Origin of the sequence: Variovorax sp. Root434 (genome assembly GCF_001426595.1) — a bacterium.
Lineage (GTDB): Bacteria > Pseudomonadota > Gammaproteobacteria > Burkholderiales > Burkholderiaceae_C > Variovorax.
The window spans coordinates 187,121-205,986 of record NZ_LMEK01000002.1; the positions used below are offsets into that span (position 1 = coordinate 187,121).

The following is an 18,866-nucleotide window of genomic DNA, read 5'->3' on the forward strand; positions in this document are numbered from 1 at the left end:
GTTGTCGTCGTTAGGGAACGTTCTTTCAGGTGGCCTGTACGTCGGCTGACTGGATGCGCTTGACGCCCTTGGCCGCCATCTGCTTCCAGGCCGCGGCGAGCGAGCCGTTGAGGTCGATGCCGCGCGTGGCGTCCTCGATCACATAGGCCTCGAAGCCGGCCTTGCGCGCGTCCATCGCGGTCCATGCCACGCAGAAGTCGGTGGCCAGCCCGGTGACGAACACGGTCTTGATGCCGCGCGCCTTCAGGTAGCCGGCCAGGCCGGTGGCCGTCTTGTGGTCGGCTTCCTCGAAGGCCGAGTAGCTGTCCATGTCCTTGTGGAAGCCCTTGCGGATGACGAGCTGCGCGGTGGGCACCTTCAGGTCCTTGCCGAGCGCGGCGTCGTCCGTGCCCTGCACGCAGTGGTCGGGCCACAGCACCTGCGTGCCGTAGCTGAGCTTGGTGGTCTCGAAGGGCTTCTTGCCGCTGTAGGTGCTTGCGAACGACGCATGGCCCGCCGTGTGCCAGTCCTGCGTGACGACGATGTTCTCGAACGCCGGTGCGAGTGCGTTGATGACCGGAATCACCTCGTTGCCGCCCTTGACCGCGAGCGTGCCGCCGTCGAGAAAGCAGTTCTGCACGTCGACCACGATCAACGCGGCCTTGGCGCCCGGCTTGATCTTGCCGGCCGCGAAAGCGTTGAAGCCGAAACTGCCGAGGCCGCTGGCCAGCCCGAGGGCGGCGGCGGATTTCACGAGGGTTCTGCGATGCATGGCGTGGACTCCTGGTAGGGACTGGAAGAAGAACTTGAATCAGGACAAGAGAAACTTTCCAGGAACACCACGGAACCGGCTTTGCCGGGCCGTCGGTGTTGCCCCCTGGAAGGGGGTTGGCGAAGCGACACGAAGTGCGCGAAGACTGGGGGTGAGCTTCATGCTAGACGCTCAGGTAAGCACGGCGCACTTCGTCGTTGGCCGCGAGTTCGGCCATCGTCGCGTGATAGCGGATCTGCCCCTTCTCGAGCACATAGGCGCGGTCGGACACCAGCTCGGCGAAGTGCATGTTCTGCTCCGACAGCAGGATGCTCACGCCCTGCGCCTTCAATTCGAGAATCATGTTGGCCATCTGCTCGACGATCACCGGGGCCACGCCTTCGGACGGTTCGTCGAGCAGCACCAGGTAGGGGTTGCCCATGAGCGTGCGCGCGACCGTGAGCATCTGCTGCTCGCCGCCGCTCATGCGCCCGCCCGGACGGTTGGGCATCTCGCCGAGGTTGGGGAACAGCTTGAACAGCCGCTCGGGCGTCCACAGCGGCGCGTCGGTGCCGTCGGCCCAGCGGCGCGCAGGCTGCTTGCCGACCTCGAGGTTCTCCATCACCGTGAGGTCGGTGAACACGCGGCGGTCTTCGGGCACGAAGCCCAGGCCCAGTCGCGCGGCGTGGTGCGGCTCGCTCTTCGAGATGTCGTGGCCCAGGAAGCGCACCGCGCCGCGTCGTTTGGCGAGCATGCCGATCAGCGCCTTGAGCGTGGTCGACTTGCCCGCGCCGTTGCGGCCCATGAGCGCGACGACTTCGCCGCGCCGCACGTCGAGGTCGACGTCATAGAGGATCTGCGCCGCGCCGTACCAGGCGCACAGGGCCTTGGCTTGCAGCAGGGGTTCATGCGTGCTCATACGGCTTCTCCAATGGCTGCTGCTTTTTCAGCGATCTTCTCGAAGGTCTTGCCGCTGCCGAAGTACACCTCCTGCACCTTGGGATGGTCGCGGATCTCGAGCGGCTTGCCCTGCGCGATAAGGCGCCCGCGCGCCAGCACGATCATGCGGTCGGCATACGCGAACACCACGTCCATGCTGTGCTCGGTGAAGAGCACGGCCATGCCGCGCTGGATGACGAGATCCTTGGTCAGCGCCATCAGCGAGTTGCGCTCCTTGGGCGCCATGCCGGCGGTGGGCTCGTCCATCAGCAGCAGCTTGGGCGAGTTGGCCATCGCGATGGCGAGCTCGACGCGCTTCACGTCGCCGTAGGCCAGCACGCTGCAGGGCCGGTCGGCCTGCGACTTCATGCCGACCTGATCGAGCAGCGCCAGCGCTTCGTCGCGCTTGTGGTCGGCCGCGCGGCGCCACATCGAGAACAGCTTGCCGTCGTGCGACAGCAGCGCCATCTGCACGTTCTCGGCCACGGTGAGCGAGGCGAAGGTCTCGGCGATCTGGAAGGTGCGGCCCACGCCGCGGCGCCAGATGTCGCGCGGCTTGCGGCCCACGAGCTCGTGCCCGTCGAACAGGATCGAACCCTGGTCGGCCTTCAGCTGGCCGTTCACCATGTTGAAGGTGGTGGATTTGCCGGCGCCGTTCGGTCCGATCAGCGCGAGCAGCTCGCCGGCGTGCAGCTCGAAGCTGATGCCATCGACGGCCTTCACGCCGCCGAAGGACTTGCCGAGGTTCTCGACCTTGAGCAGGGGTGCATTGGAGGTGGTCATGCCTTGGCCTCCTTCGCCTCGGCCACTGTCGGTGAATCGGGCTTGGCCCGGCGCAGCACGCGGTCGGTCAGCTGCTTTGCGAAGCCCGCGATGCCCTGCGGGAACAGCAGCACGAGGAGCAGGATGATCGCGCCCAGCGTTGCGCGCCAGTAGTCGGTGTTGCGCGCCACGGTGTCGTGCAGCCAGCTGAAGGTGACGGCGCCCACCACCGGCCCCGCCAGCGTCTGGATGCCGCCCAGCAGCACCATCACCAGCCCGTCGACCGACTTGTCGACGCTGAGGCTTTCGGGCGAGATGCTGCCCTTCGAGAACGCATACAAAGACCCGGCCAAACCAGCAGCGGCACCCGCGATGACGAAAGCCGTCCACTGCATGCGCTTGACGTCGATGCCGATGGCATCTGCGCGCAGCAGCGAGTCGCGGCCCGCGCGCAGCGCGTAGCCGAAGGGCGAGAACAGCACGCGGCGGAGCATCAGGATGCCGGCGGCCGCGAGCACCAGCGTGAGCCAGTAGTAGGTGCGCTTGTCCGACAGCCACTCCGAGGGCCACACGCCCGTGAGGCCGTTGCTGCCGCCGGTGAACGAGTCCCACTGGTAGACGATGGCCCAGGTGATCTGCGCGAAGGCCAGCGTGAGCATCGCGAGGTACACACCCGACAGCCGCACCGCGAACCAGCCGTAGACGAAGGCGCCGATGGCCGCGACCAACGGCGCCACGACCAGCGCCGCTTCCATCGGCAAGCCGCTCGCGCGCACCAGCAGCGCGGCGCCGTAGGCCCCGAGGCCGAAGTAGGCGGCATGCCCGAACGAATGCATGCCGGCCGGGCCCATGATGAAGTGCAGGCTGGCAGCGAACAGCGCGGCGATCAGCAGGTCGATCAGCAGCACCGTGGTGTAGGGCGAATCGGCGGTGAGCAGCGGCATCGCCATCAGCACCACGCCCAGCGCGGCGACCAGCCACAGGTAGCCCTTGCTCGCGCGGCGCAGCGGCTCCTCGGCCATGCCCACGTAGCGGCTCGGCGCCTGCGGCCGGCCGAACAGGCCCCACGGGCGCCACACCAGCACCACGGCCATCACGACGAAGTCGACCACCAGCGTGAGCTTGGAGAAGGACACGCTGTAGCCGAAGATTTCCACCACGCCGATCCAGATGCAGACCGCCTTGATCTCCGAGATCAGCAGCGCCGCCGCATAGGCACCCGGAATGGAGCCCATGCCGCCCACCACCACGACCACGAAGGCCGCGCCGATGGTGTTGAGGTCCAGCGCGAGCGTGGCCGGCTCGCGCGGCAGCTGCAGCGCGCCACCCAGGCCCGCGAGCATCGCGCCGAGCCCGAACACCGCGGTGAACAGCCAGGCCTGGTTCACGCCCAGCGCGCTGACCATCTCGCGGTCCTGCGTGGCGGCGCGCACCAGCGTGCCCCAGCGGGTGCGCGTGAGCAGCAGCCACATGAGGCCGAGCACGACCGGGCCGACGACGATCAGGAACAGGTCATACGTGGGGAACTGCCGGCCCAGGATCTCGACCGAGCCCGACAGGCCCGGCGCGCGCGGTCCGAGCAGTTCGTCGGGGCCCCAGACATAGAGCACCGCGTCCTTGATGACCAGCACGAGCGCGAAGGTCGCCAGCAGCTGGAACAGCTCGGGCGATTTGTAGATGCGGCGCAGCAGCACCATCTCGATCAGCGCGCCGAGGATGCCGACCGCGACGGCGGACAGCACCACGGCCGGCCAGAAGGCCATGCCGCCGCCGAGCTTTTCGACCAGCGTGTAGGCCAGGTAGATGCCGACCATAAAGAAGGAGCCATGCGCGAAGTTGACGATGCGCGTGACGCCGAAGATCAGCGAAAGGCCGGCCCCCACGAGGAACAGCGACGACGCCGACGACAGCCCGGTGAGGAACTGCAGCAGCAGGGACGAGAGGCTCATGGGTGCAAGCGTTCCGAAAAGAGGGTCAGTCGGCAGTGCGCGATTTCTTCACGTCGGCGGCGCTCGGCTGGAACTTGGCGCCGTCGAAATACGTGTAGTCGACCATCACGCCCTTGCCGTTCTCGTTCTTCGTCTTGCCGACGAAGGCGCCCATGGTGGACTGGTGGTCCTCGGCGCGGTAGCTGATCTTGCCGAACGGCGTGTCGACCTGCAGGCCCTTGAACGCGGCGGTGAGCTTCGGCGTCTCGGTGCTCTTGGCCTTCTCGATGCCGGCCGCGACCGACTTGATCATGCTGTAGCCGACCACCGAGCCCAGGCGCGGATAGTCCTTGTACTTGCCGTGGTAGGCGAGGAAGAAGGCCTTGTGCTCGGGCGTCTGGATGCCGTACCAGGGGTAGCCGGTCACGATCCAGCCATTGGGCGTTTCGTCCTTCAGCGGGTCGAGGTACTCGGGCTCGCCGGTCAGCACGCTGACGACCGCGCGGTCCTTGAACAGGCCGCGCGTGTTGCCTTCGCGCACGAACTTCGACAGGTCGGCGCCGAACAGCACGTTGAAGATCGCGTCGGGCTTGGCATCGGCCAGCGCCTGCGCGACCGCGCCCGCATCGACCTTGCCGAGCGGCGGCGCCTGCTCGGCGACGAACTCGACGTCGGGCTGCGCGGCCTTCAGCAGCGTCTTGAACGCGGCCACGGCCGACTGGCCGTATTCGTAGTTGGGGTACACGACGGCCCAGCGCTTCTTCTTGAGCTTGACGGCCTCGGGCACGAGCATCGCGGCCTGCATGTAGGTGCCGGGGCGCAGGCGGTAGGTGTATTCGTTGCCGCCCTGCCAGGTCATCTTGTCGGTCAGCGGCTCGCCGGCCAGGAAGAAGATCTTCTTCTGCTTGGCGAAGTCGGCCACGGCCAGGCCGGTGTTCGACAGGAAGGTGCCGGTGAGCACGTCGATCTTCTCGCGCGCCACCAGCTCCTCGGCCACGCGCACGGCGTCGCCGGGGTTGGCGTTGTCGTCGCGCGTGATGAGTTCGACCTTGCGGCCGTTGACGCCGCCCTTGGCGTTGATTTCTTCGACGGCCAGTTCCATCCCCTTCTTGTAGGGCTCGAGGAAGGCGGGCTGGGCCTTGTAGCTGTTGACCTCGCCGATCTTGATCACGCCCTGCGCATGCGCGGGAACGAGAGCAGTGGTCAGCGCGGCGAGGGCCGCGGCGCTGAAGACGTGACGCAATGGGTTCATGAGGAAAACTCCTTGGGATCGAAAGAGAAGAAAACGGCGTGAGTGGGTGCGGGCGGGCGGGACGGCGTTAACGCAGACCGTCTTCGCCCTTGATTTCGCTGACCTGCAGGCCGCCAATGCGCGGCAGCGGACGGCCGCTGTCGGTGACCGCGACCGCCACCACGATCTCGTTGGCGCGCGGCGCGTCGCTCACACGGGCTTCGATGGCGTCGAAGTGGCTGCGCACGAAGGCCGCGTCCTTATGGCCGAGCGGCACGTCGATGGCGGTGCCCAGCGTGCCCTGCTTCTTGGCCGAAGGCACGAGCGCCGCGCCCTTCTCGACCGCCGCGCGCAGCGGCGCGCCGAGCTTGGGATGCAGGATGGCCGCGGCGTGTTCGAGCTCGCCGCGCTCGCCGACGATGGCGGCCTTGCCGTAGCTCTGCGCCTGGCCAGGCTCGATGCCGAGCGCCTTCACGGCCTTCTGGCCCAGCAGCGCGCCGAGCTCTTCGCCAATGGCGATGAGTTCGTCGAGGTTCTCGCTGTAGCGCCCCGCGTAGGGGTTCTCGATCACGGCGATGGCGACGGCGCGGCGCGTGGGCGGCGTGACGTCCTGGCCCATCTCCTTGCGGGTTTCGTCGACCTGGATGACGAGCTTGCGGATGTTGGCGGTCATGTCTTGTGTTCCTTCGTGTCTCTTGTTCAGGTCAGCGCAGGCCGTCCCATTTGCTGATGTCTTTGGCAAGCAGGCCGCCGACGCGGGCGTGCACGCGGTAGCCGGTGCTCATCGCGAGGATGAAGACGATCTCGTCGGCCGCAGGCGCGCCGGGCACGCGCACTTCGATGGCGTCGAACTGGCCGCGCACGTAGCTCGCGTTGATGTTGGTCAGCGGCACGTCGAGGGCGGCACCGGGCGGCCCGACCTTCTTGGTCGAGGGCACGATGGACAGCGCATTGCCTGGCTGGCCGGTTTTCTCTTCGGCCTTGCCCGCGGTGTAGGCAGCGCGGCTGCCCTTCCAGCCGAGCAGTTCGCGCATCGCGTAGCCGCCGGGCACATGCCACAGCGCGCCGTGCTCCAGCTCGCCATCGGCACCGACGATGGCGCCCTTGCCGTAGGTGGCGATCTGCTCCAGTGGCACGTCCATGGCGGCGTGCAGCCTGTGCGCCATGTCGACGCCCACGGGGTCGAGCAGCGCCATCATCGGCAGGATGTCGGGCTCGTAGCGGCCGGCGAATGGATTGGTCAGCACCGCGCCGATGGCGCCACGCACCAACGGGGTGTCGGCGCGCGGTCCGAACTCGTGGTGGATGTGCTCGACATGGGTGAAGACGCGGCGTATATCGATCATGAAAAAAGGACCTTGCTTTTCGTTAAGCAAATACTGAACCAACTGCTTTCGGCAGCACTGTCTGCAGCGACTTCGAGCATAAGGGCTCGACAAGTCGAAACTGCCCCTGGCAAACGAGTAGAACGGCCCAGACGAGCCCCCCTTTCTGCAGGACCTTGGCGCAGATCGCGCCCGTATCGAGTGCGCTTTTGACCTGCGACGGTGCGAGCGTCGGCACGTCGACCGTGACGAGCATGTCGCCGAGGTCGCTGTCGTCCTTGCATTCGTTCGCGGGGCGGCGCGCGATGGCGTCGTCGTCGACATCGACGGCGTTGGCGATCACTGTCGCGGCGGCGTCGGCCTGTGCTGCGGTGGCGGCCAGGACCGTCACGCTGTCGGCGATGCCCAGCGAAAAGCTGCGACCGCGCCAGCCGCTGGTGGCGACGCCGCGCACGGGCTGATCCGCGCGCAGTTCGAACTGGCCGTCGGTGGTGAGGGTGCCGCCGTGGTCGCGCCAGTCGAAGCGCGCGAGGTCGGCGAACACGCCCACGCGCGCCGACTGGCCGGGCGCGAGGTGCAGTGCGATGTCGCCGCCGTTGTTGATCCACGCGCGCTCGATGCCGGGACGGTCGTAGAACGCGATCAGCTCCTGCGCGACCGAGCCCGCGACTGCCGCCATGGGCGTGATGAACATCGGCGAGAACGCGGCGCAGGCGTCCCACATGCGCCTGGCGACCACGCCTCGCGGACGCATGTCGTCGCTCACGGGCAGGCGCAGCAGCGGCAGCTCGCGCACGAGCTCGTCGAGCACATGGACGAAGCGCGCCCACGCCGCGTCGTGCGCGGCCGCGACGGCATAGGGGTCGCCGTGCGCCTCGGCCACGATGTCGATCGGGCCGTGGTTGAAGTGCCAGCGGCCGCTGTCGAGGGCACTGCGTTGGGCGCTCATGGCTGCGCGCTCCCGTCTTTCTCCCKCCCCYTCYGGGGGAGGGCCGGGGTGGGGGCACGCGGCGTGTCCATTGGGCGCTCTGCCCGCCCCCATCCCAGCCTTCCCCCAGAGGGGGAAGGAGCAACACGCAAGCCGCACATCGACGCGAGCATGGATCAACCCAGCATGGGTGCGTGGCCGAGCGGCCACGGGTTGGCATCGTCCACCGCGAGCCATTGGCGCGCGAGCGGTGCGCCGTCTTCCTGCCACGCACCGCGCGCAAGCGCCTGCTCGAGCGAAAAGATGTGCTCCATGTGACCGCCGAGCGCGGCGTAGTCATCGCGCCGCATGCTGAATTCGATGGGCGCGACGATGGCCGGCGTGGGCACGGTGCCGAAGCTGTTGTCGGGCATACGCATGACGTCGGCCATCACGGTGATGCCGCCGCCAGGCCACACATAGGCCGGCGCGCCGCCGCAGGTGACGTTGACCAGCGCGCGCTTGATCGCACGCGTGAGCAGCACCGGGTTTTCGGTGACGCCCGCGCGCAAGCTGCCGCCAGCGCCACCGAGGAACAGCACGGTGCACAGCGAAGGCTCGCAGTTTTCGCCGATGCGATCGACGATGCGTCTCACCTCGGGCGGCATCGGCTGTTCGACGGGCTTCAGCGCGTCGTCGAGCACGTACCACTGCGCGTGCTCGCCGGTGGTCGAGGTCATCAGCAAGCGCAGGCCGGGCCGCGCGACGCCCTCTTCCCAACCCTCGATGATCGCGAGCGGATCGGCGATGTCGGTGCCGCCCCAGCCGTTGCCCGGGTTCGCCACCTGGAAGTAGCGCCCCGGCGTCGACTTGCGCCCCAGCATCTGGATGCCCGAGGGCGCCATGTCGAGGCAGCGCCCGGCCTGGTGCTCGGTGAGCACGCCGGTGATGTGGTCATCGACCACCACCACCTCGTCGGCCACGCCCGCGAACTGGCGCGCGAAGATGCCCACAGCCGCCGAGCCGCAGCCCACGCGCATGCGCTGCTCTTCCACGCCGTTGACGATGGGCGCCTTGCCGGCCTGGATCACGAGGGTGGAGCCGCCGTCGATGGTGCACTCCACGGCCTTCTTGTTGCCCAGCAGCTGCATCAGCTCGGCCGTCATGCGGCCCTCCTTCTTGCTGCCGCCGGTGAGGTGGTGCACGCCGCCCAGCGACAGCATCTGCGAGCCGTATTCGGCCGTGGTGACGTGGCCCACGACCTCGCCGCGGTAGCGCACGTTGGCCTGCTCGGAGCCGAGGAAGCGGTCGGTATCGATCTTCACCTTGAAGCTGCAGTAGCTGAAGATGCCTTCGGTGACGACGGTGACCATGTCGACGCCCTGGGCTTTCGAGGCCACGATGAAGGGGGCCGGCTTGTAGTCGGGGTAGGTGGTGGACGAACCCACGCCAGTGACGAAGACTTCGTCGGCGTGCAGCAGGTCGCCTTTCCAGTCGGGGGCCTGCGCCGTGGCGGGCTCGGCGCCCGGGCGATCGAAAGGCACCAGCGCCGGCGCTTCGCTCTCGATCGTTCGGCGCAGCAGCACCACCGGATCGACGCGCACCAGCACGCCGTCGCGGTTGGCGTAGCGGTCGCAGGCGCCGGTGCGGCCGTCGGAGATCTGGCACAACACCGGGCAGGCGTTGCACTCGACCTTGGCCGTGCTCATGCGCTCGTTGCGCGGCGGCGCCTTGCCGAAGGCGCCGCTGCCGGCTTCGGCCACCACGGGCATGTCCATGCCGGGGAGGCCATCTGTCTTGGTGTGTTCTGTCATCGGGGCGATCTCGTGGGCGTTTCGGTGATGGCGAGGGGCAAATCCTGGCTGCCGGGGTTTGCAACAAACGTGCCGTCAGCCCGCTTGTGCACCGACTTCCGTTTGTGTAGCATTCCCTACACTTTCATGTTGCGTTCACTACATTCGCAGTCAATGTAGCAAACGGGCCCGATGCTTGCAATGGTGTTTTCTCGCGCTGTCCGCCGGGGTTTTTCCGACCAACGACAATGGAGGGTTCGCAGCCGGCCGGCGGCGGCATGCCCCAAGGGCGTGCATCCCGGCCCAGCCACCTTCCACTGTTCCAACCAACTCTTGAGTTCCGTATGAGTGCATTCAGCGAAGAACGCGTCCTGAGCGTCCACCACTGGACAGACCGCCTGTTCACCTTCACCACCACGCGCGACCCGGCGCTGCGCTTCTCGAACGGTCATTTCACGATGATCGGCCTGAAGGTCAACAACAAGCCCCTGCTGCGCGCCTACAGCATCGTGAGCCCGAACTACGAGGAACATCTCGAGTTCCTGAGCATCAAGGTGGAAGAAGGCCCGCTCACCTCGAAGCTGCAGCACATCCAGGTGGGCGACACCGTCATCGTGGGCCGCAAGCCCACCGGCACGCTGCTGATCGACTACACGCTGCCGGCCAAGCGCCTGTACCTGTTCGGCACCGGCACCGGCCTGGCACCGTTCATGAGCATCATCCGCGACCCGGACACCTACGAGAAGTTCGAGCAGGTCATCCTGGTGCACGGCGTGCGCCAGGTCGACGAGCTGGCTTACCACGACCTCGTGATCGACCACCTGCCCAAGCACGAGTTCCTGGGCGAGATGGTTGCCAAGCAGCTGCTCTACTACCCGACGGTCACGCGCGAGGAGTTCCGCAACCAGGGCCGCATCACCGACCTGATCGAGAGCAACAAGCTCACCGACGACCTCGGCCTGCCCCCGCTCAACGTCGAGGAAGACCGCGTCATGCTGTGTGGCAGCCCCGGCCTGCTGGTCGACCTGAAGCACATCCTGGAAAAGCGCGGCTTCAAGGAAGGCAACACGAGCACGCCGGGCGACTTCGTCGTAGAGCGCGCGTTCGCCGAAAAATAAGCAGGGCGCCGCGCGCAATGGCCGACAACCGCACCGCCGCCAAGCCCCAGCGCCGCACCGGCGTGCGCGAGGCCGCGGCGCAGGCCACGCGCGACAGCATCCTGAAATCGGCGACCAAGGTGTTCGCCCGATACGGCTACGACGGCGGCAGCGTGGAGAAGATCTCCAAGGCCGCGAAGTCGTATGACCGGATGATCTACTACTACTTCGGCAGCAAGGAAGGCCTGTTCATCGCGGTGCTCGAGGGCATCTACCAGCGCATGGACGACGCCGAGGCCGCCATTGCGCTCGACGCCTCGCGGCCGGTGGAGGCGCTCACCGAAGTGATCCGCTTCGTGCTCGGCTACTACCGCAAGAACCCCGAGTTCGTCACGCTGCTGAACACCGAGAACCTGCACAAGGGGCGGCACATTTCGAAGTCGCTGCGCGCGCGCGAGTATTCGTCGCGGGCGGTGGCGATCATTGCGGAGATCCTCGTCAGCGGCGCGGCACAGGGCCTGTTCCGCAAGGACCTCGTGGCGCGCGACATCTACCTGCTGATCGCGTCCACCGGCTATTTCTACACATCCAACCGGCACACGCTCACCGCCTTCCTCGGCGAGCCGATGGAGTCGCCGGAGGCCGTCGCGCACTGGGAAGACTTCGTGATCGAGACGCTGCTGCGCACGGTGCGCGCGGACGAGCCGCAAGACAACACACCACCCCACGAGGACACATCGAAATGGCAGAAATCGCAGCCGGCGGCAAGTCGGGCAAGGTCGTCATCAAGAACATAGGGCTGCTGCTCTCGGGCGACATCGACAAGCCCATCCTCGACGCCGACACCATCGTGGTGAACGACGGCCTGATCGTGGCGGTCGGCAAGGAGAAAGACTGCGACCTCGAAGGCGCACAGAACGTGATCGACGCACGCAAGACCTGCGTGGCACCCGGCCTGATCGACAGCCACGTGCATCCGGTGTTCGGCGACTGGACGCCGCGCCAGGGCCAGATCGGCTGGATCGACTCGACCATGCACGGCGGCGTGACCACGATGATTTCCGCCGGCGAAGTGCATCTGCCCGGCCGCCCCAAGGACATCGTCGGACTGAAGGCGCTGGCCATCACCGCGCAACGCGCCTTCGACAACTTCCGCCCCGGCGGCGTGAAGGTGCTCGCCGGTGCGCCCGTCATCGAGAAGGGCATGGTCGAGAGCGACTTCAAGGAACTCGCCGAGGCCGGCGTGGGCCTGCTCGGCGAAGTGGGACTGGGCTCGGTCAAGGCCGGCTACGAGGCCAAGGAGATGGTGGCCTGGGCGCGCAAGTACGGCATCCAGAGCACGATCCACACGGGTGGCCCGTCGATCCCGGGCTCGGGCCTGATCGACAAGGACGTGGTGCTCGAGGCCGACGCCGACATCATCGGCCACATCAACGGCGGCCACACCTCGCTGCCCGAGGCGCACGTGTGCGAGCTGTGCGAGAAGAGTTCGCGCGCCATCGAAATCGTGCACAACGGCAACGAGAAGGTCGCCATCGCGGCAGCCAAAGCGGCGCTGGAGCTGAAGTGCCCGCACCGCGTGATCCTCGGCACCGACGGGCCCGCGGGCTCGGGCGTGCAGCCGCTGGGCATCCTGCGCATGGTGGCGATGCTGTCGTCCATTGCGAACATCCCGGCCGAGCTGGTGTTCTGCTTCGCCACGGGCAACACGGCGAAGATCCGCAAGCTCAACTGCGGGCTGGTCGAGGTGGGCCGCGACGCCGACTTCGTCTTCATGGACCGCGCGCAGCATTCGCCCGCGCCGGGTCTGCTCGAAAGCGTGCAGCTCGGCGACATTCCGGGCGTGGGCATGGTGATGATCGACGGCATCGTGCGCTGCGGCCGCAGCCGCAACACGCCGCCTGCGACCGAGATTCCGGTCGTCGTTTCCGGCGCGCACTGAGCGCGCCGTGCCGGCGGCTTCAGCCGCCGCGGTGCGAGCGAAAGACCAGGTAGCGCGCCGACAGGAAGTTGGCGCTCATGCCGGCGAGGCTGCCCAGCGCCACGCCCAGGGCCGCCGCCCAGCGCCCTTCGACCCAGTGCAGCGTCAGCACGTAGGCGCCATAGTTCAGCACCGCGCCGGCGGCCATGGTTGCCAGGTAGCCCAGGTATTCGCGCCAGAGGGAACGGCCGGCCGCTGCGCTGGCCGCGAAGGTGTAGCGGCGGTTGAAGGCCCAGGTGGTGGTCGCCGCCGCGAGGAACGACACCACGCGCGCCGCATACCAGCCCAGCAGCGGCGCCAGCAGGTACAGCACGACCACGTCGACCACGAGCCCGATCACGCCGACGGCGGCGAACGAGAGGAACTCGCGTCCGATCTTCATCGCGAGGCGCGTGAAGCGCGGGTCGCCTGCTCGCGCACGCCCGGAATCGCGAGATAGCGCAGCCGCTTGGCCTCCCGCCGCCCCAGCGTGATGGCCTGCATGACGACGCCGCACACGAAGGACAGCATGGCCGCCAGCATCGCGCCCGTGGCCAGCACCGCCGTGGGGAGCCGGGGCACCAGGCCGGTGTGCATGTAGGTCATGAACAGCGGCACCACCAGCGCGATCGACATCAGCACGAGCAGCCCCCCGATGATCGAGAAGAACTGCAGCGGCCGCTCGCTCACGAACAGCTTGCAGATGGTCTTCAGGATGCGCCAGCCGTCGCGGTAGGTCGAGAGCTTGCTGACCGAGCCTTCGGGGCGCGTGCTGTAGGCGGTGCCTTCCTCTGCATAGGGCATGCGCAGTTCGAGCGCGTGCACGGTGAGCTCGGTCTCGGTCTCGAAGCCGCGCGACAGCGCCGGGAACGACTTGGCATAGCGCCGCGAGAACACGCGGTAGCCCGAGAGCATGTCGCTGAGGCCACCACCGAACAGCTGCGCCACGGCACCCGTGAGCATGCGATTGCCGAGGCGGTGGCCGGTGCGGTAGGTGTGCGCGTCCTGGCCGTCGTCCACGCGGCTGCCGACCACCATGTCGAGGTTGTCGTTCACCAGCCGGTCGATGAGCCGGCGCGCGGCGCCGGCGTCGTAGGTGGCGTCGCCGTCGACCATCACGTACACGTCGGCCTCGACGTCGGCGAACATGCGCCGCACCACGTTGCCCTTGCCGCGCAGGGCCACGTGCGTGACGATGGCGCCGGCCGCGCGCGCCACGGCGGCCGTGTCGTCGCTGGAGTTGTTGTCGAAGACGTGGATCTCGGCCTCGGGCAGCGCGGCGCGAAAGCCCTCGACTACCTGGGCGATGGCCAGCGCCTCGTTGTAGCAGGGGATGACCGCGGCAATGCGCAGGCCGGCGTTGCCTGGAATGGCGGGGGAAACGGTGTAGCTCATGGTGCGGCGGGAAGGATACGGTAGACCCGGCTGCCGTCTTTCTCGTACTCCACGGCGAAGTACTTGTCGAAATCGATGCGCGCGCTGAACACGGGCACCACGGAGTCCGGCAGGACCACGGCGGTGAAGCCCATGTCGCCGAGCTTGCGCGCGAGATCGCCGCCCGACAGGCGCCCGAAGTCGGTGTAGCGCCACGGCCCGAGCGTGTCGCCCCAGATGGGGTTGGGGCCGTAGTAGATCGCCTCGTTCAGCGCGATCTGGTAGACGCGGCCTGTGGCGTTGCGGCGCAGGTAGTCCATCACGGCATAGCCCGGCACGTGCCGGCGCAGCACGGCCTCGCGGGCCTCGGGCGTGATCGAAACCATCGCGACCTTGGCGGCGGTCTGGCGCACCGAGACGGCGGCCAGCACGGCCAGCAGCAGCACGGCCACCCAGTCGCCCATGCGAGCCGGCGTGCGCCGCGTGACGGGAGCGGGCGGTGCGTCCTGCGCCGTGTTCCTGGCGCCGAACATGCGGCGAACGCCCGAGACGATCCAGCCGAACAGCACCTGCCAGCCGATCGCCGCGACCGCGGCCAGCAGCGGGAACGAGGCCGTCAGGTAGCGCGGATAGCGCGAGGTCACGACCCAGACGGCCACCGAATACAGGCAGAACCAGCCAGCGGCGCGCACCGCCGCGGAGCGCTTCCACCACACGCTGAACGGAGCAAAGAACACGGACCAGATCAGCGCGTTGGGCAGCTCGGCATGCACGCGCACGTCGGCCACCTGCTGTACGTAGTCGGCCGGCGTCCACTCGGTGAAGCCGAACACGCGCGCGCCGATGGGGTTGAACGGGTCGCCCGTCATGATGGCGTTGCGCGCATACCAGTACACGCACGGGACCAGGAAGCAGGCGAACACCAGCGCCCAGGCCCGGGGTCGGCGCTCGTGCCGGATGACGAACACCGCCACCAGCGGCAGGAAGATCAGCGCCTGGTACTTCGAGCCCGCGGCCACGCCGAGGCAGAACGCGGCCACGCCGAGCCAGCGCATGCCGCCGTGCACGGGCTCCGATTCGCGCCACCACCACAGCGCCACGCAGGCCGACAGCACGAACAGCGCCACGCCCATGTCGATCAGCGCGTTGGAGTAATCGCCGAGCCCCAGCCAGATGGCCGCGCCGATGCAGGCGGTGAGCCGGTTGGCGTGCAGGATGCCCAGGCGATAGACCATCACCACCGACAGCGCACCCGCCAGCGCATTGAGGAAATGCGGCAGCACGTCGTCGCCGAGCTGCAGCGCGGCGGCGTAGAGCAGGTTGTAGTTGTACGGGAACCAGGGGTAGCGCAGCCAGTCGTGGATGCCCAGCGAGCCCTGCTGTGCGACCTGGCGCGCGTACGGCAGGTGGTACATCAGTTCGTCGAAGGCGATCGGCGGCGCGAGCGGCGCCACCAGCGCGGGCAGCGCGACCAGGGCCAGCGCAATCAGCGCGATGCGCTCGACGTAGGTCCACGGCGCGGCGGGTTCGTTCGCGCGCAAGGCGCGCCGCTCGCGCAGCCACGACGGAAGCTGGAGCGCAGCGGCCACCACGCCTGCCACAACGAGCGCCACGGTCGCGCCGGCCTTGAAAGCACCGAAGATGGCCAGCGCCTGGAAGGCGCAGATGTACAGGCCGACCCCGAGCGCGACGGCCATGGCCGCTTCGAGAACCGCATCTCGGCGCGGCGGCGGGGCCAGGCGGCCCAGCAGCGCGCGGCCGAAGCCCCAGCAGCCGATCACGAAGATCGACAAGGCCGCGTAATGCGCGGCTGCAAACATCAGCTTCTGAATAACAACTCCCGGTGCCGGGCGGCCGCGCCGGCCGGCAGGTTCAAAGATTGGGCGCCAGCAGACGCTCGAGATAGGACTCGCTCTCCTTGCGCCGCGCGGCCTGGTCCTGCAACTGGTCGTGACCGATCTTGCCGACGTTGAAGTACGTCGAATCGGGGTGACTCAGGTAGAAACCACTGACACTGGCGGCGGGCATCATAGCGAGGCTTTCCGTCAGGGTCATGCCAATGTCCGCGCAACCCAGAAGGTCGAACATCGGGCCCTTTACGCTGTGGTCCGGGCAGGCCGGGTAGCCGGGCGCGGGGCGGATGCCGCGGTATTTCTCCGCGATCATGTCGTCGTTGCTCAGGCTCTCGTCGCTGGCGTAGCCCCAGAGGTCGGTGCGCACGCGGTGGTGCAGCGATTCGGCGAAGGCCTCGGCCAATCGGTCGGCCAAAGCCTTGAGCATGATGGCGGAGTAGTCGTCGAGGTCGTCGACGAAGTACTTCTCTTTTTTCTCGACACCCAGGCCGGCGGTGACGGCGAACATGCCGACATAGTCCTTCACGCCGCTGTCCTTCGGCGCCACGAAGTCGGCGAGGCAGCGGCTCGGGCGCATCACGCCGTCGATCACCTGCTTCTCGGTCTGCTGGCGCATGCCGTACCAGGTGAGCGCGACTTCGCTGCGCGTCTCGTCGGTGTAGAGCTCGATGTCGTCGTCGTTCACCGTGTTGGCGGGCCAGAAGCCGACCACGCCGCTGGCGCTGAGCCAGCGGCCTTCGATCAGGCGCTTGAGCATGCGCTGGCCGTCGGCGTACACGCGCACGGCCTCGGTGCCGACGATCTCGTCCTTCAGGATGGCCGGGAACGGGCCGGCCAGGTCCCAGGTCTGGAAGAACGGGCCCCAGTCGATGTACTTGGCGAGCTCGGTCAGGTCGAAGTTCTTGAACACGCGCCGGCCAACGAACTTGGGCACCGGCGGCAGGTAGTTCGCGAAATCGACGGGCGTCTTGTTGGCGCGCGCCTTCGCGAGCGGCCACATCGGCACCTGCTTCTTGTTGGCGTGCTGCTGGCGCACCTTGTCGTAGTCGGCGTTGATCTCGTCGATGTACGCGGTGGCCTGGTCGCTCAAGAGCGACTGCGCCACGCTCACGCTGCGCGAGGCGTCGGGCACGTAGACCACGGGGCCTTCGTAGTGCGGCGCGATCTTCACGGCCGTGTGCACGCGGCTGGTGGTGGCACCGCCGATGAGCAGCGGGATCTTCCTGATGCGGAAGTGGTCGTCCTTCTGCATCTCGCCGGCCACGTACTGCATCTCTTCGAGGCTCGGCGTGATCAGCCCCGACAGGCCCACGATGTCCGCGCCCTCGACTTTCGCCTTCGCAAGAATTTCGTGGCACGGGACCATCACGCCCATGTTCACCACTTCGAAGTTGTTGCACTGGAGCACGACGGTGACGATGTTCTTGCCGATGTCGTGTACGTCGCCCTTCACGGTGGCGATGATGATCTTGCCCTTGGTGCGCACGTCGCGGCCCGCGGCCTCGTCCTGGCGCTTTTCTTCCTCGATGTAGGGAATGAGGTGGGCCACGGCCGACTTCATGACGCGGGCGGACTTCACCACCTGCGGCAGGAACATCTTGCCCTGGCCAAACAGGTCGCCCACGATGTTCATGCCGTCCATCAGCGGCCCTTCGATCACGTGCAGCGGGCGGCCGCCCTTGGCCAGAATGGCCTGATAGGCCTCCTCGGTGTCTTCGACGATGAAGTCGGTGATGCCGTGCACCATCGCGTGCGACAGGCGCTGGTTGACCGGCACCGGGTTCTCTGGCGTGCCGCGCCATTCGAGCTTTTTGCTGTCGTCTTTCGCACCGCTCTTGGCGGTCTCGGCCACCTCGACGAGGCGCTCGCCAGCGTCGGAGCGGCGGTTCAGCACCACGTCCTCGACGCGCTCGCGCAGCTCGGGTTCGAGGTCGTCGTACACGCCCACCATGCCGGCGTTGACGATGCCCATGTCCATGCCCGCCTGGATCGCGTGGTACAGGAACACGGTGTGGATCGCCTCGCGCACCGGGTCGTTGCCGCGGAAGCTGAAGCTCACGTTGCTCACGCCACCCGAGACCTTGGCGCCGGGCAGGTTCTGCTTGATCCAGCGCACGGCGTTGATGAAGTCGACCGCGTAGTTGTCGTGCTCCTCGATGCCGGTGGCAATCGCGAAGATGTTGGGGTCGAAGATGATGTCCTCGGGCGGGAAGCCCACCTCGTCCACCAGGATGCGGTAGGCGCGCTCGCAGATCTCGATCTTGCGTTCGTAGGTGTCGGCCTGGCCCTTCTCGTCGAAGGCCATGACCACGGCGGCGGCGCCGTAGCGCTTCACGAGCTTGGCCTCGTGCTTGAACTTGTCGACCCCCTCCTTCATGGAGATGGAGTTGACGATGCCCTTGCCCTGGATGCAGCGCAGGCCGGCCTCGATGACCTCCCACTTCGAGCTGTCGACCATCACCGGCACGCGCGCAATGTCGGGCTCGCTGGCGATGAGGTTGAGGAAGCGCACCATCGCCGCCTTGCTGTCGAGCATGGCCTCGTCCATGTTGATGTCGATCACCTGCGCGCCGTTCTCGACCTGCTGGCGCGCCACGGCCAGGGCTTCTTCGAACTGGCCGTTCAGGATCATCCGCGCGAAGGCCTTGGAGCCGGTGACGTTGGTGCGCTCGCCGATGTTGACGAACAGCGTGCCTTCGCCGATGGCGACCGGTTCGAGGCCGGACAGCTTCATGGGCGGGGGAACAACGGGGGCGGAATCGAGGGTAGCTGGAGCGGGAATCTGGGACATGGCCTCACCTGCGGAAGAGTCGGACAGGCGAGCGTCGTTGTCGCCCCAAGCCTGACGGCCGGCCTGCGAGGCCCACCGCTGCAACGCTCCTTGGGAAGTCGTGCATTTTAGGTCGATTCGAAATCCGCCGGGGGAAAACCCCAGTTTCCATTCCCGCCTCCATCCACAGAATGCGG

Annotated in this window: 16 protein-coding genes and 1 riboswitch; of the genes, 3 read left to right on the plus strand and 13 right to left on the minus strand. The window is 67.4% G+C overall.

Translation table 11 applies throughout. The features are described 5' to 3' along the window. Positions 1–25: 25 nt before the first annotated feature. From pncA to ASD05_RS04565, 9 genes are all read right to left on the minus strand, one after another. Entirely contained in the window at positions 26–751 is a 726-nt protein-coding gene (gene pncA / locus ASD05_RS04525) for a bifunctional nicotinamidase/pyrazinamidase (protein WP_056588290.1), read from the minus strand. Positions 752–914: 163 nt separating this feature from the next. Next, complete coding sequence (locus ASD05_RS04530) at positions 915–1,649, minus strand: ABC transporter ATP-binding protein (protein WP_056588293.1); 735 nt, start codon at positions 1,647–1,649, stop codon at positions 915–917. Beyond that, positions 1,646–2,452: an ABC transporter ATP-binding protein gene (locus ASD05_RS04535; RefSeq protein WP_056588297.1), complete on the minus strand. Its 807-nt coding sequence runs from the start codon at positions 2,450–2,452 to the stop codon at positions 1,646–1,648. The genes ASD05_RS04530 and ASD05_RS04535 overlap by 4 nt, the downstream gene beginning before the upstream one ends. Further along, positions 2,449–4,380: an ABC transporter permease gene (locus tag ASD05_RS04540; protein WP_056588300.1), complete on the minus strand. Its 1,932-nt coding sequence runs from the start codon at positions 4,378–4,380 to the stop codon at positions 2,449–2,451. Before ASD05_RS04540 ends, ASD05_RS04535 begins: the two co-directional genes overlap by 4 nt. 25 nt (positions 4,381–4,405) lie before the next feature. Beyond that, positions 4,406–5,611 (minus strand): ABC transporter substrate-binding protein, encoded by a 1,206-nt coding sequence (locus ASD05_RS04545; protein ID WP_056588303.1) that lies wholly within the window; start codon positions 5,609–5,611, stop codon positions 4,406–4,408. 67 nt (positions 5,612–5,678) lie between these two features. Next, entirely contained in the window at positions 5,679–6,263 is a 585-nt protein-coding gene (locus tag ASD05_RS04550) for an amino acid synthesis family protein (protein ID WP_056588306.1), read from the minus strand. Between the two features lie 31 nt (positions 6,264–6,294). After that, positions 6,295–6,936: an amino acid synthesis family protein gene (locus ASD05_RS04555; protein ID WP_007831883.1), complete on the minus strand. Its 642-nt coding sequence runs from the start codon at positions 6,934–6,936 to the stop codon at positions 6,295–6,297. 22 nt (positions 6,937–6,958) lie between these two features. Beyond that, positions 6,959–7,864, minus strand: a complete 906-nt coding sequence (locus tag ASD05_RS04560; RefSeq protein WP_056588309.1) for a UPF0280 family protein — start codon at positions 7,862–7,864, stop codon at positions 6,959–6,961. Between the two features lie 155 nt (positions 7,865–8,019). Further along, complete coding sequence (locus ASD05_RS04565) at positions 8,020–9,636, minus strand: hypothetical protein (RefSeq protein ID WP_056588312.1); 1,617 nt, start codon at positions 9,634–9,636, stop codon at positions 8,020–8,022. 323 nt (positions 9,637–9,959) lie between these two features. On the opposite strand from ASD05_RS04565, the gene ASD05_RS04570 reads away from it, so the two are divergent. Genes ASD05_RS04570 through ASD05_RS04580 form a run of 3 tightly spaced genes read left to right on the plus strand, consistent with a single transcriptional unit; the run spans position 9,960 to position 12,654 of the window. Beyond that, a complete protein-coding gene (locus tag ASD05_RS04570; protein ID WP_007831891.1) occupies positions 9,960–10,733 on the plus strand; it encodes a ferredoxin--NADP reductase in 774 nt (257 codons plus the stop codon). 17 nt (positions 10,734–10,750) lie between these two features. Continuing rightward, positions 10,751–11,509 (plus strand): TetR family transcriptional regulator, encoded by a 759-nt coding sequence (locus ASD05_RS04575; protein ID WP_056588315.1) that lies wholly within the window; start codon positions 10,751–10,753, stop codon positions 11,507–11,509. Continuing rightward, entirely contained in the window at positions 11,455–12,654 is a 1,200-nt protein-coding gene (locus ASD05_RS04580) for an amidohydrolase family protein (protein WP_056588318.1), read from the plus strand. Before ASD05_RS04575 ends, ASD05_RS04580 begins: the two co-directional genes overlap by 55 nt. Positions 12,655–12,673: 19 nt before the next feature. Here the strand turns inward: ASD05_RS04580 and ASD05_RS04585 are convergent, their stop codons facing one another. From ASD05_RS04585 to metH, 4 genes are read right to left on the minus strand one after another with little or no spacing between them, the layout of a single operon-like run. After that, positions 12,674–13,075: a GtrA family protein gene (locus tag ASD05_RS04585; RefSeq protein ID WP_056515750.1), complete on the minus strand. Its 402-nt coding sequence runs from the start codon at positions 13,073–13,075 to the stop codon at positions 12,674–12,676. Then, the gene (locus tag ASD05_RS04590; RefSeq protein ID WP_056588321.1) at positions 13,072–14,067 is read right to left on the minus strand and encodes a glycosyltransferase family 2 protein; all 996 of its coding nucleotides are present in this window, start codon (positions 14,065–14,067) and stop codon (positions 13,072–13,074) included. The genes ASD05_RS04585 and ASD05_RS04590 overlap by 4 nt, the downstream gene beginning before the upstream one ends. Then, entirely contained in the window at positions 14,064–15,866 is a 1,803-nt protein-coding gene (locus ASD05_RS04595) for an ArnT family glycosyltransferase (protein WP_056588324.1), read from the minus strand. Before ASD05_RS04595 ends, ASD05_RS04590 begins: the two co-directional genes overlap by 4 nt. A 52-nt stretch (positions 15,867–15,918) precedes the next feature. Beyond that, the gene (metH, locus tag ASD05_RS04600) at positions 15,919–18,690 is read right to left on the minus strand and encodes a methionine synthase (RefSeq protein WP_082571950.1); all 2,772 of its coding nucleotides are present in this window, start codon (positions 18,688–18,690) and stop codon (positions 15,919–15,921) included. Positions 18,691–18,712: 22 nt separating this feature from the next. Beyond that, positions 18,713–18,788, minus strand: a riboswitch (S-adenosyl-L-homocysteine riboswitch). Between the last annotated feature and the right edge of the window lie 78 nt (positions 18,789–18,866).